This is a genomic window from Pigmentiphaga sp. MLSB6-MA01 (genome assembly GCF_058793475.1).
Map to the genome: position 1 here is coordinate 1 of NZ_JBXAFV010000018.1, position 13007 is coordinate 13007.

The window sequence follows — 13007 nt, forward strand, 5'->3', positions numbered from 1 at the left end:
GTGAAAGTAGGTCATCGTCAGGCTACCTTACCCTCAAAACCCCCGACCGGAATACCGGCCGGGGGTTTTGTCTTTCTACCCCACCACCGCTGACCGCGCTTGTCATGGCGACCGCTTGTCGCGGCCGCTCCGCGTGGCTGTGTTATCGCGTGCCGAGGATGGACGCGTCGTAGATCGCCGACAGCGGCGCAGAGCCGGCGGTGATCAGTCCGTTCTCGATATAGTGGTTGCGCATCTTCTCGATCGTCGACAGCTTGATCTTGCCCGAGGGGTTCAGCGACACGGTGGCAAACAATCTCTCGGCCATGGCCTGGTCGACCTTGAAGAGCTTCATCAGGCGGTCGAGGTTTTCCTGGCGCGGTGCCCGGTCAATGTGCTGGACGGCCTCGAAGATGGCCGCGACCGCTTCCCGCACGAGCGCGGGTTTTTCCTTCAGCGTGCTGCGCTTGGCGAGAACCACGTAGGGGTCCCAGTCCTTGCCGACATAGTCGGAGATCTTGGCCATGCTGCGCAGCCTGTTCTCCCTGTCGATCAGGATGCCGGTGTGTTCCGTCGTGACCCAGATGTCGGCCTGGTTGTTCTTGAGCGCCGTGTAGTTCGTGTCCACGCCGCCGGTGGGAACATAGACGATGGCGTCCTGGCTGACGCCGAGTGATTTCAGGAAGAGATCGACATAAAAGCGGTCGGTGCCTGCCAGTTGGGTGACCGCGAAGCGTTTGCCCTTGAGTTCTGTGAGCGCGATGGGGTTGTCCGCCAGGGTCCACATGTGCCATTCGGCCCGGGTTCCCAGGTCGCCAATGATGGTGAACTGGACGCCCTTGCTCAAGTAGTTGATGGTGGCGCCCATGCCGTAGAGCCGGACGTCGCAGTTGTTTTCCGCCTCCGGCGTCCACTCGCGGCGGTCGTCGATGGGAACGGGATCGACCGGCTGGACACCGTGACTGGCCCAGAGGCCCAGGTCCTGGATCGTCGCATTGATCAACGCCGTGCCGGGAACGGTCCTCACGCCGATTTCATAGGTGAATGGGGTGGGGGCGCTGGCGACGGGGGCGGGATCGCCATCGCCGCCACAGCCGGGCAGCCAGGCGGCGGCCGGCAACACGGCCATGGTCTTGAGCAAGCGCCGGCGTGCCGGCTGCAGGATAGGGGAGAACGGGGGGCGAGGAAGACGCTGCATGGAATGTCTCCTGGTTGAGGGAAGGGGGATGTCAGGAAACCGTGCCGACGACCGAGGCATCGAAGATCGCGTCGACGGGCAGGGCATCGCGTTTGATCACGCCGGTATCCACGTAGTGGTTGCGCATCTTCTCGATCGTCGACAGCTTGATCTTGCCCGAGGGGTTCAGCGATACCGTGGACAGCAACTTGCCGGCGGTGGCCTCGTCGACCTTGAAGCGCTGCATGAGGCGGGTGACGTTTTCCTGTCGCGGTGCCTGGTCGATGTGCCGGACGGCTTCCAGGATGGTGGCGACGGCTTCCTTGACCAGCGCGGGCCGTTCCGCCAGCGTGCGTCGCCTGGCGACGATCACGTACGGGTCCCAGTCCTGGCCGACGAAGTCGGAGATCTTGGCGACGCTGCGCAGGCGCTGCTCCCGGTCGATCAGGATGGCCGCATGTCCTGTTGTCACCCAGATGTCGGCCTGGCCGCTCCGGAGCGCCTGGTAGTTCTGCGGCACGCCGCCCGTGGGAACCAGGGTGACATCGTCCTGGTGGACGCCCAGCGATTTCAGGAACAGGTCGACGTACAGCCTGTCCGTGCCGGACAACTGTGTGACCGCGAAGCGTTTGCCTTTGAGTTGCCGGGCGTCTACGGGGCGATCCGCCATGGACCACATGTGCCATTCGGCGCGCGTCCCGAGATCGGCGACGATGACGAATTCCACTCCCTTGCTGAGGTAGTTGATGGTGGCGCCCATGCCGTAGAGCCGCACGTCGGAGTGGTTTTCTTCCTGCGGGCTCCAGGTCCGCCGGTCTCCGCCGCCCAGGGGAGGTGGCACGACCGGTCTCAGGCCGTGCTTGCGCCACAGGTCGAGGTCCTGCGCGGTGGCGTCGATCAGGGCCGTTCCCGGCACGGTATTCACACCCATGGTGAAAGTGAACTCGGTCAGGTCGCCCGGGGCGGCGCGCGCCGGCAGCCAGGCGGCGGCCGGAAGCAGGGCGGCCGTGGCCAGCAGCCTGCGGCGGGTGGACAGGGAAGGGAAGGTCATGCCCGTTGTCTCCTCTCGAAATGTTTTGTATATAAAAATAGTTTTTGAATACTAAACTTTGCGGAGTCGAGACGGCAAGTCAGGTCATTCCCTGCGTTCGTGGATTTTCATAATCCGGACCAAATGGTCCGGCATGCTGGCGGGACGCAAGCGGAAGGGGAAGGAAGGCGGAGGGCTTGGGGGTGTCCTGAGCCGGACGTGTGGCGTGGCCGGGGCGTGTGAGCGCGTGACCGTGAAGACTAGGTGATTTCCCTAGGGAAAGGGAGCGAAGGTGGGAGATTCAGCAAATGTTGCAATTCCGCCGGAAAATGCTGGCGAGCGCTTACAAGCGCCTGGCGGGCGGCTTTGCTTGAAAATTAAGGGTTTGCGATAGTCGTAGTTGGAGTAAAAAACCGAGAGTGTCGTATTTTTTTACATATTGAATTGTCGGCCCATTTATGCAATAACGTTCGTACGCCAACGTTAACGGCAGGTGACCCGGAAAACTTTAGTGCGAGTTGGCCTTCCCGGGCCTCGACCCACCATGCCGTTCTCCGTGTGCGGGCTTTGCTTCCTTCTGGCTGTGCTATCCACGGCGTGCCGCCGGCACGCCGATACCCAATTAGTCATCGAGCTGTCCCGCCATGTCCTACCTCACGGATTCTTCCAAGTTGTCCGGCTTCTGGGGTGCGCGCTCGCAAGGCCTGCACCGGTTCTGGTGGGGGCTGCGCTATGCCCAGCCCATGACCTTGCTGGGTACGCACCTGGGCCGCAAGGACGAATACCTGGCCTGGTTCAATACGGTCGAGGCCCCCGTGCTGCGCCACCCGGCCAGCCGCTGGAGCTTCTGCCAGAGGACTCCCAGCATGGTGGGGCCGCAGGCCTTTCATTTCTTCGGCGTGGAAAGGGTGCTTTCCGACAACCGGGGTTGGCATTGGCGGCCTTGGGGCGAGAACTGGCTGCATAACCTGCATGCCTTCGACGACCTCGTGGCCGATGGCGCGGAAAACCGCTTTGAATGGCACGAGAAGCTGGTCACCAACTGGATCGTGGCCAATGCGCCCGGCAAGGGCGTGGGCTGGCGGCCGCACAGCCTGTCGCGCCGTATCGTGAACTGGATCAAGTGGGATCTGGACAAGCACGGCCTGAACGAAGTCGGGCGGCGCAATCTGGTCGTGCAGGTGCGTTTCCTGCGCCAGCGGCTGGGGGTTTCGATGACGGCTGCCTATCCCACGAAGGCGGGCAAGGCGCTGCTTTTCGCGGGGGCCTTCTTTGACGACGCGGAAGCCGCGGCGTGGCGCAAGACCGGGCAGTCGGTGCTGCGCACCGCGCTCAAGCCCAGCTACATGCGTGCCAGGCTGGGGGGAGGCGATGCCTATCGCATTGCGATCATCGAGGATCTGCTGGACCTGCTCCAGCTCGACAAGGTCTATCCGGGCATATTGGGCCGGGACGAGGTGGGGCGCTCGCACGACCTGGTGCTGCCGCTGCTGGCGATGGATGGCGAACGGGGCGCCGCGCCCGCCCTGGACGGGACCGAACCCGTCTTCTTCGCCGAGCCGAAAATGCACGCGCTGCGGCAGTACGCGCAGCGGCTGGGCCTGAACGCGGCAGCTTGAGCCCTCCGGCAGGGCTTTGCGCCCGTACAATAGGCACTCCTCCGCAAAGGAGGGGTGCCGGCGTCCGCCTGCCCCGCATGCCGGGCATCTTCTTCGTGGGGCCTAGTCCGAGTCTGTCCATGCTTCGCATATCGCTTGCTTCCGGTTTCCTCGGTCTGTCGATCTGGCTGGCCGCGCCCGCGCACGCCGCCGACCCGCTCCGTATCGGCGAGATCAACAGCTACAAGGCGCAGCCCGCCTTCCTCGAACCCTATCGCAAGGCCATGTTGCTGGCCCTGGAGGAGGTGAACGCCGCGGGCGGTGTGAACGGGCGTCCGCTGGAGTTGTTGATCCGGGACGACAACGGCGTGCCGGGCGACGCGGTGCGCGCGGCGGAAGAACTGGTCTCGCGCGAACGCGTGGCGATGCTGGCCGGCGGCTTCCTGTCCAATATCGGGCTGGCGCTGGGCGACTATGCGCGGCAGCGCAAGGTGCCATTCCTGGCCAGCGAACCCCTTACCGACAAAATCACCTGGGCCAACGGCAACCGCTATACCTTCCGCCTGCGGCCATCGACCTGGATGCAGGTGTCGATGCTGGTGCCCGAGGCGGCCAGGCTGGGCAAGAAGCGCTGGGCCATCGTCTATCCGAACTACGAGTACGGGCAATCGGCGGTGCAGACCTTCAAGACGCTGCTCCAGGCCGCGCAGCCCGGCGTCGAGTTCGTGACCGAGCAGGCCACGCCGCTTGGCAAGCTCGACGCTGGGCCCGTGGTGCAGGCGCTGGAGGCCAGCAAGCCGGACGCGATCTTCAATGTGCTGTTCGCCACGGACCTGACCAAGTTCGTCCGCGAAGGCGCCACGCGCGGCCTGTTCAAGGGACGTGAGGTGGTCAGCCTGCTGTCGGGCGAGCCCGAATACCTGGAGCCCCTGAAGGACGAGGCGCCCGAGGGCTGGATCGTGACGGGCTACCCCTGGTATGCGATCAAGACGCCCGAGCACCAGCGCTTCCTGGATGCCTACCGGAAAAAGTACGGCGAGCCGCCGCGGCAGGGGTCGGTGGTGGGCTACGTGACCATCCATGCGGCAGCCGAGGCGCTGCGGCGCGCGGGCGGGACGAATCCCGAAAAGATCGTCGACGCATTCCGCGACATGCCGCTTTCGTCGCCCTGGGGGCCGATCGTCTTCCGCGCGCAGGATAACCAATCGACGCTGGGCGCCTTCGTCGGGCGCACCGCGCTGGAGGGCAGCGGGGCACAGCGCACGGGCGTCATGGTGGATTTCCGCTACGCCGACGGCGCCAAATACCAGCCCACCGATGCCGAGGTGGCGAAGCTGCGTCCGGCGCGCTGAGCGGTGCTGGCGCAACTGCTGAACGGGCTGGCCAGCGCCAGCAGCCTGTTCCTGCTGTCGCTGGGGTTGACGCTGATCTTCGGTGTGTCGCGGGTGGTCAATTTCGCGCACGGTTCGCTCGCGATGCTGGGGCTGTATCTGGGCGTCACCCTGGCCCAGGCGCTGATACCGCTGTGGGGCGCCCTGGGGTTCTGGGGCGCGGTGGCGGGCGCGGCGCTGGCGGTGGCCGCGGTGGGCGCGCTGATCGAGCGAGGCCTGTTGCGCCGGCTCTATGGCAGTCCCGAGCTTTTCCAATTGGTCGCGACTTTCGCGCTGGTGCTGATCATTCGCGATGCGACGCTGGCCGCCTGGGGGGCGGACGATCGGCTCGGACCCAAGGCGCCGGGGCTGGCGGGCGTGCTGGCGCCCGGCACGCTGAACCTGCCGTCGTATGACGTGGTGTTGATGACGATCGGCCTGCTGGTGCTGGCTGGCGTGCAATGGATCATGACGTCCACGCGCTGGGGCCTGCAATTGCGCGCCGCGACCGAGGACCGCGAGATGGCGCTGGCGGTGGGCGTGGACGAGCGGCGGCTGTTCACGCAGGTGTTCGCGCTGGGCGCCGGGCTGGCGGGGTTGGCGGGGGCGTTGCAGATGCCGCGCGAGCCGGCATCGTTGGCCTACGACCTGCAGGTCGTGGCCGAGGCCTTCGTGGTGACGGTCGTGGGCGGCATGGGCAGCGTGATCGGTGCCTTCGTGGCCGCGATGCTGATAGGCGTGATCAAGGCGGCCTGCGTGGCGCTGGGGACGGTGTCGATAGGCGGCCTGGAATTGGTGCTGCCCAAGCTGACCCTGGTGATCGAGTTCCTGTTGATGGCCGTCGTGCTGGCCTTCCGTCCCTGGGGGCTGTTCGGGCGGCCCGTGGCGCCGCCGCGCGCGGCGCGTGCCGAGCTGAATCCGCTGCCGCTGCCCACGCGCCGTGGCGGGCTGTTGCTGGCCGCGGGCATGGCGGCGCTGGCGCTGCTGCCCTGGTTGGCCGGCGACATGGCCTATGTGCTGGTCCTGGCCGTGGATGTCCTGATCGCCGGCCTTTTCGCCGCCAGCCTGTATGTCTTGATGGGGCCGGGAGGCGTCCATTCGTTCGGCCATGCGGCCTTCCTCGGGCTGGGCGCCTATGGCGGGGCGCTGGCCGCGCCGCTGGTGGCGGCCGCGCTGCCGGGGCTGGCCGGTTCGGGCCCCGGCGGCATCGCCGCCATCCTGCTGTGCCTGGCGGCGGGCATGCTGCTGGCGCTGGCCGGGGCGGCCGTGTTCGGTTTTGTCGTTCTCAGGGCGGCGGGGGTCTATGCGGCCATGCTGACCCTGGCCTTTGCCCAGATTACCTGGTCTATCGCCTTCCAATGGGATGCCGTCACGGGCGGCAGCAATGGCTTGTTCGGTTTCTGGCCCCAGGGGTGGCTGGCGTCGCGCGAAGGGTATTACTGGTTCGTCCTGGGCGTGGCGGGCGTCGGTGGCGTGCTGCTGCGGCACTTGATGCATGCACCTTTCGGACTGACGTTGCGCATGGTTCGCGATGCGCCCTTGCGCGCCGAAAGCCTGGGCTTGTCCGTGTTCGCGGTGCGCTGGACGGCGTTCATGCTGGCGGGGGCGCTGGCGGGAGCCGCGGGCGTCTTGACGGTGTTCGCCAAGGGCTCGGTCGCGCCCGATCTGCTGGCCATTCCGCGTTCGGTCGACGCGCTCGTCATGGTCCTGCTGGGCGGCCTGCAATCGCTGGCCGGCCCCTGGCTGGGCGCCCTGGCCTATACGGTGGGGCAGGATTTCCTGGCACGCGCCACCGAGTACTGGCGAGCCGCCATCGGCCTCGCCATGCTGGCGGTGATCCTGCTCGCGCCGGGCGGATTGACCGGCATCCGGCGGCTGGTCGGCCATTCTTCCCCGGGACGGTCCGGCGGGAGGGCGCAGCGATGAGGCTCGTCGTCGCGGGTTTGTCCAAGTCGTTCGGAGCCGTGCGGGCGGTGGACGATGTCGGGTTCACGCTGGAGAGCGGCCAGATGCTGGCCTTGATCGGGCCCAACGGCGCGGGCAAGAGTACCTGTTTCCAATGTATCAACGGGCAGCTCCGGCCCGATGCCGGGCAGATCGGATTCGATGGGCGCGAGCTGTCCCGCCTGGGCGTTGCCGCGCGGGCGCGGCTGGGCATGGGACGGACTTTCCAGATCGCCCAGGTGGCCGCGTCGCTGAGCGTGGGGCAGCATGTCGCGCTGGCGCTTGCCGCCCGCGATCCGGGCGTCTGGCGCGGGGTTCGCGGGCGCGGGGCCGGCGTGGATCCGGCCGAGTTGCGGGCATGGCTGGAGCGTTTCGAGCTGGGGGCGCTGGCCGGCCGGTTGTGCGGGGAACTGCCTTATCCCGAGCTCAAGCGCGTGGAGCTGGCGAGTGCCCTGGCGCTGCGGCCCCGTGTGCTGCTGATGGACGAGCCCACGGCGGGCATGACGCGGGCCGACCGCCGCGGCCTGATGGCCATCGTCCGGCAGGAAGCCGCCGGCGGGTTGGCGGTATTGTTCACCGAGCACAGCATGGACGTGGTGTTCGGTTTCGCCGACAAAGTGCTGGTCCTGGTGCGTGGTCGCCTGATCGCCGAAGGGACGCCGCGGCAGATAGCCGGGGACCCGGCGGTGCGGGCGGCGTACCTGGGGACGGCCGCGGCGGGAGAGCCGGCATGACGGCCTTGCTGCAGACTCGCGCGCTGTGCGCATTTTATGGCCGGGCGCAGGCGTTGTTCGATGTGGATCTCGAGGTCGAGGCGGGAGAGATCGTTGCCCTGGTCGGGCGCAACGGGGCCGGCAAGAGTACGCTGATGCGGGCGCTGGCCGGCCTGGTCGAGACCTCGGGCCAGGTGTGGCTGGGAGGCGGTTCCATGGCCGGCTGGCGCGCCGACCGGCGGGTCCACGCGGGTCTGGCCTGGGTACCCGAGGACCGGCGTGTCTTCACCCAGCTCACGGCGCGGCAGAATCTGGAGGTGGCCGCCGGCCGGCCTCGTTCCGGCGCCGAGCCCTGGACCGTGGAGCGGGTCGGCCGCCTGTTTCCGGAACTCGGACCGCTGGCGCACCGTCCGGCCGGTGCGTTGAGCGGCGGGGAACAGCAAATGCTGGCGATCGGCCGGGCGCTGATGACCCAGCCACGGGTGATCCTGCTGGACGAGCCCTCGGAAGGCGTGGCGCCCATCGTGGTGCAGCGGCTGGTGGAGGCGATACGCGTCCTGCGCGGGCAGGGGCTGGCGATCCTGCTTTCCGAGCAGAACGAGGCCCTGGCCGCCCCGCTGGCGGACCGCAGCCTGTACATGGACGATGGTGTGCTGGGGCGTGTGCCTCCCGCGACGCCAGGCTAGGGCCCATTCCCGGCCTGTGCGAAGCTCCTTTTGGCGGGAACTGGCCCCGGGGGCGGCAACGTGTCGCCCGGCCGGATTGGCGGCCACATAGTTGTTATCGTCAACAAAGTAGTGTATAAAAACAACTATCGTAGGCCACCAGACATCCAGGGGTTCGCATGAGCAGTGCATATTCCACCATCCGCGTCGAGGTCGAGGACCATGTCGCGACGCTGACGCTGAACCGGCCCGAGAGCCGCAACGCGCTCAACACGGCCATGTGCGGCGAGCTGATCGCCGCGGCCGAGGCGCTTGCCGCCGACGAGGCCGTGCACGTGGTCGTGATCCGTGGCGAAGGGCCGGTGTTCTGCGCCGGCGCCGACCTGAAAGAGCGGCAGGGCATGTCCACCGCCGAGCTGACCGCACGCCGCGTCAAGGGCTTCACCGCCTATGCCGCCCTCGAGCGCCTGCCGCAGGCGGTCATCGCCGTGGTGCACGGCGCGACCTTTGGTTCCGGCTGCGAGATCGCCGGCGCCAGCGACTTCATCCTGGCCTCCACCGAAGCGAAGTTCCGCTATCCGGAAGTCGGTTGGGGCACCATCGGCGCCACCCAGCGGCTGCCGCGCATGGTGGGCGTGCGCATGGCCAAGGAACTGCTGTTCACCGGCCGTACCGTGGATGCGCAGGAAGCCAAGGCCATCGGGCTGGTGAACCACGTATATGAGCCGGCCGAGCTGGAAGCGCGCGCCTTCGAGATGGCCCGGCACATCGCCGCGGCCGCGCCGCTGACGGTCAGGTTGACCAAGCGCTGCGTGGACCAGGGCGTGGAGACCACGCGCGAGGGCGCGATGGCCGTGGAACTGCTGGCCATCGAAGAGAACCTGCGCCACAGCGACTGGAAGCGCGCGATCTCGGGCTTCGGTGCGGGAGCGCAGAAAAATGCTTGACCGTCCCACCACGCTCTATCGCACCCTGGAGCACACCGCCCGCGAGTACGGCTCGCGCGAAGCCTTCGTCTGCCAGGCCGACCGCCTGACCTGGGACGAGGTGCTGGCCGGCACCCGCCGCATCGCCGCCGCGCTGCATGCCAGCGGCGTGCGCAAGGGCGACCATGTCGGGATCATGCTGGGCAACGGCGCGACATGGCTGCAAACCTTCTTCGCCTGCGCGACGCTGGGCGCGGTGACCGTACCGGTCAACACCCGCTTCAAGACCGACGAACTGCAGTTCTGCCTGAAGCAGGCGGACGTGAAGCTGCTGGTGTTCGCCGACGCGTTCCTGGGCATCGATTTCGTCCAGCTGTTGACAGCGGTCGAGCCGGCGCTGGATACCGGCCTGCCGGGCCAGGCGCTGCCCGAGCTGCGCCGCGCGGTCATGGTGGGCGATGGTCCCTGCCCGGCGGGCGCCGAGCGCTACGCGGATTTCCTGGCCCGCGGCCAGGATGTGGCGCCCGACACCATCGAGGCGGTGGCCGCTGGAATGACGCCCGACGATCTGTTGCTGATGCAGTTCACCTCGGGCACCACGTCGTTCCCCAAGGGCGTGATGCTGACCCACGCCAACATGCTGACCAACGCCTGGGCCGCCGGGCAGCGGATAGGCGTGCGGCACGATGATCGCTATTTCAGCATCCGGCCCTTCTTCCATGTGTCGGGAACGACGCTGTCCGTCCTGGTCAGCCTGGTGGCGGGCTGCTGCCTGCTGACGCTGCCCAAGTTCGACGTGGCCGAGACGCTGCGCGTGATGGACGTGGAAAGGTGCACGCTGACTTCGGGCAACGACACCATCTTCCTGATGATGATGGGCCATCCCGACTTCGATCCCAAGAAGCTGCATCTGCGCGGCGGTTGGGCGGCGGCGGGGCCCGAGGTCATGCAGCAGATCCGCGACGTGATGGGCGTGGACCATGTCTGCAATGCCTACGGACAGTCCGAGGCGTCGCCCAATGTGATCATGTCGTCGCGCGATGATCCCTTCGAACTGCGCGCCCATGGCTGGGGGCTGCCGCATCCCGGCACCGAGGTGCGCATCGTCGACCAGGACAGTGGCGAGGTCCTGCCTCCCGGCGGCCAGGGCGAGATCCAGGTGCGCGGCTGGCACGTGATGCGCGGCTACTACAAGATGCCGGAGGCGACCGCCAAGGCGCTGACGCCGGAAGGCTGGCTGTGCACCGGCGACCTGGGCGAGATGTCGCCGGAAGGCCGGCTGCGCATGGTCGGGCGGCTCAAGGACATGTACCGGGTCGGCGGCGAGAACGTCGCGCCGGCGGAAGTCGAGGAAACCCTGCACGCGCATCCCGCGGTGCAGATGGCCCAGGTGATCGGGGTGCCCGATGCCCGCCTGGGCGAAGTGACGGCGGCCTTCGTACTGCTCAAGGAAGGCAAGGAGGCCGGGCGCCAGGAATTGATCGACTGGTGCAAGGCGCGCTGCGCGAACTTCAAGGTGCCGCGCTACCTCGAGATCGTGGATACGTTCGACAATATCGGCATGACGGGCAGTTCCAAGGTCCAGAAGAACAAGCTCAAGGCCCATGCCATCGAGCTGTTCGGCCTGGCGAACGCGCATGGCGCGAAGGGAGGCTAGACCGATGAGCGACGTCACGCTTTGCGAATGCTTTGCCCGGGATGGCCTGCAGCACGAGGAAACCTTCATCCCCACCGCCACCAAGGTGGCGTTGATCGACCGTTTCGCCAGCATCGGCTTCCAGCGCGTCGAGGCGACTTCGTACTCGAATCCCAAGGTCGTGCCCCAGTTCGGCGACGCCAGCGAGCTGCTGCGGACGCTGCCGCGCCGCGACGGGGTCTGGTACAAGGCGACCTGCGCCAACGTGCGCGCCGTGGAGCGCGCGGTGGCTGACCTGGAGGTCGGCTTCGGCGCCAACGAGATCAGCCTGCTGGTGTCGGCCAGCGAATCGCATTCGATGAAGAACCTGCGGCGCAGCCGCGCCGACCAGTGGCAGAACGTGGCCGACATGGTGGCGGCGTCGCAGGGGCGTTTCCGCATGATAGGCACGGTGTCGGTCGCCTGGGGCTGTCCGTTCGAGGGCAAGGTATCGGCGGACAGCGTGCTGGAGGACGTCAGGCGTTTCGCCCGGCTGGGCGTCATGCACGTGGCGCTGGGCGATACGACCGGCATGGCCGCGCCGCAGACCGTCAGGCAGTTGATGTCGGCGGTGCACGCCGAACTGCCGGAGGTGACGGCCGTGGCCCACTTCCACGATACGCGCGGCACCGGCCTGGTCAATTACGTGGCGGCGCTGGAGGCGGGCTGCCGCTATTTCGACTGCGCCTTCGGCGGCGTGGGGGGGCATCCGGCCAAGGTCAAGTACGGCGGCGGGCATACCGGCAATGTCTCGACCGAGGACCTGGTGAATCTGTTCGAGTCCATGGGGGTGTCGACGGGCATCGACCTGGCCGGGTTGATGGAGACCGCGGCGATGTGCGAAGAGGCCCTGGGCCGCACGCTGCACAGCCGCGTCGCCCAGAGCGGGATGAATCCTTTGTTGGGCGTGGAAGCGGGAGCCGTGCATGGATAGTCCGGACGCCTGCGCCGTGATGGAGCCGGCGGCGGTCATTCCCGTGGGGCCCCTGGCGGGCTCGGCCGTCGCGCCGTTCGCCGCCTGGCTGGGGATCTCCGTGCACGAGGCCGATCTGGGCCGCTCCGTGCTGGTCATGACCGCCAGCGCGCGGCTGGCCAACCGGCGCGGAGTCATCCATGGCGGAGCCATTGCCACGCTGATGGATTCCAGCATGGCCATCGCCACCCGTACAGCCGAGTCCGGCCTGGAGACTTCCGGCACGGTGGACCTGAACATCCATTTCATCGCGCCGGGCAGGGGCGACCTGACGGCCCGCGCCGAGGTCAGGCATGCCGGCGGATCCATCGCCTTTTGCCAGTGCGAGGTGAGGGACGAGTCGGGTACGCTGGTCGCCACGGCCATGAGCAGCTTCAAGCTGAGGCGGGCCAAGGCGTCCCAGGCCGGGTCCGAGTGAGGTAAATTCCTGCGTTCACCTATCGAGAAAGACGTATGACAAGACCTGTTCCCGCGAACCTCAAGGAATTGTTTTCCTACCGCCTGAACCGCCTGGCCTTCGTCTCCAGCCGCATCGCCGCACGGGTGAACGAGAGCCAGTACGAACTGGGTTCGCGCGACTGGCGCATCATCGGATTGCTGGGCGCGTTCGCCCCGCTGTCACTGAATGCGCTGGCGCACGAGGCCAACATCGACAAGAGCCAGGCCAGCCGCAGCGTGGCCGAGCTGATCGAGCGCGGCCTGGTCAAGCGGGGCGCCGACGAGTCGGACGGCCGGGGCGTGCGGCTCGACCTGACCCCGCAGGGCCGGGCGTTGTACCGCAAGGTGTTTCCCAAGGCCGTCGATCGCAACGAGAAGATGCTGTCCGTGCTGACGGACGAAGAGCGGGACGTGCTCGAACGGGCGATCGACAAGCTGACCGAGCACACGATCGGGTTGTTGGAAGAGCTGAAGCCCCCCCGGAGGGGGTAACCCCCCTACGCGCTGACGCGCGCCCCA

Annotated in this window: 12 protein-coding genes; 10 read left to right on the forward strand and 2 right to left on the reverse strand. The window is 67.3% G+C overall.

Annotated features, from left to right (window positions below):
* Positions 1-142 precede the first annotated feature (142 nt).
* Together AC1Q6E_RS24495 and AC1Q6E_RS24500 are read right to left on the reverse strand one after the other, a co-directional pair.
* Positions 143-1177 carry an ABC transporter substrate-binding protein gene (locus AC1Q6E_RS24495; RefSeq protein ID WP_296559071.1) on the reverse strand — a complete coding sequence of 345 codons (1035 nt, stop codon included), beginning with the start codon at positions 1175-1177 and terminating at the stop codon, positions 143-145.
* 31 nt (positions 1178-1208) lie between these two features.
* Entirely contained in the window at positions 1209-2207 is a 999-nt protein-coding gene (locus AC1Q6E_RS24500; protein ID WP_296559073.1) for an ABC transporter substrate-binding protein, read from the reverse strand.
* Positions 2208-2830: 623 nt separating this feature from the next.
* Between AC1Q6E_RS24500 and AC1Q6E_RS24505 the strand changes: the two genes are divergently transcribed.
* The 10 genes from AC1Q6E_RS24505 to AC1Q6E_RS24550 all read left to right on the forward strand — a co-directional run bounded on the left by AC1Q6E_RS24505 (position 2831) and on the right by AC1Q6E_RS24550 (position 12980).
* The gene (locus tag AC1Q6E_RS24505; protein WP_152795560.1) at positions 2831-3805 is read left to right on the forward strand and encodes a hypothetical protein; all 975 of its coding nucleotides are present in this window, start codon (positions 2831-2833) and stop codon (positions 3803-3805) included.
* A gap of 119 nt (positions 3806-3924) precedes the next feature.
* Positions 3925-5136: an ABC transporter substrate-binding protein gene (locus AC1Q6E_RS24510; RefSeq protein ID WP_152795562.1), complete on the forward strand. Its 1212-nt coding sequence runs from the start codon at positions 3925-3927 to the stop codon at positions 5134-5136.
* A 3-nt stretch (positions 5137-5139) separates the two neighbouring features.
* Positions 5140-7080, forward strand: a complete 1941-nt coding sequence (locus AC1Q6E_RS24515) for an ABC transporter permease (RefSeq protein ID WP_296559077.1) — start codon at positions 5140-5142, stop codon at positions 7078-7080.
* Positions 7077-7832, forward strand: coding sequence for an ABC transporter ATP-binding protein (locus tag AC1Q6E_RS24520; RefSeq protein ID WP_492573717.1), 756 nt, complete (start codon positions 7077-7079; stop codon positions 7830-7832). The genes AC1Q6E_RS24515 and AC1Q6E_RS24520 overlap by 4 nt, the downstream gene beginning before the upstream one ends.
* A complete protein-coding gene (locus tag AC1Q6E_RS24525) occupies positions 7829-8497 on the forward strand; it encodes an ABC transporter ATP-binding protein (protein ID WP_296559080.1) in 669 nt (222 codons plus the stop codon). The genes AC1Q6E_RS24520 and AC1Q6E_RS24525 overlap by 4 nt, the downstream gene beginning before the upstream one ends.
* 158 nt (positions 8498-8655) lie before the next feature.
* The gene (locus AC1Q6E_RS24530; RefSeq protein ID WP_152795568.1) at positions 8656-9423 is read left to right on the forward strand and encodes an enoyl-CoA hydratase/isomerase family protein; all 768 of its coding nucleotides are present in this window, start codon (positions 8656-8658) and stop codon (positions 9421-9423) included.
* Positions 9416-11059 carry an AMP-binding protein gene (locus AC1Q6E_RS24535; protein ID WP_492573718.1) on the forward strand — a complete coding sequence of 548 codons (1644 nt, stop codon included), beginning with the start codon at positions 9416-9418 and terminating at the stop codon, positions 11057-11059. The genes AC1Q6E_RS24530 and AC1Q6E_RS24535 overlap by 8 nt, the downstream gene beginning before the upstream one ends.
* Positions 11060-11063: 4 nt before the next feature.
* Entirely contained in the window at positions 11064-12011 is a 948-nt protein-coding gene (locus AC1Q6E_RS24540) for a hydroxymethylglutaryl-CoA lyase (protein ID WP_492573719.1), read from the forward strand.
* Positions 12004-12468 carry a PaaI family thioesterase gene (locus AC1Q6E_RS24545; RefSeq protein ID WP_152795574.1) on the forward strand — a complete coding sequence of 155 codons (465 nt, stop codon included), beginning with the start codon at positions 12004-12006 and terminating at the stop codon, positions 12466-12468. The genes AC1Q6E_RS24540 and AC1Q6E_RS24545 overlap by 8 nt, the downstream gene beginning before the upstream one ends.
* A 35-nt stretch (positions 12469-12503) precedes the next feature.
* Positions 12504-12980 carry a MarR family winged helix-turn-helix transcriptional regulator gene (locus AC1Q6E_RS24550; RefSeq protein WP_152795576.1) on the forward strand — a complete coding sequence of 159 codons (477 nt, stop codon included), beginning with the start codon at positions 12504-12506 and terminating at the stop codon, positions 12978-12980.
* Positions 12981-13007: the final 27 nt, after the last annotated feature.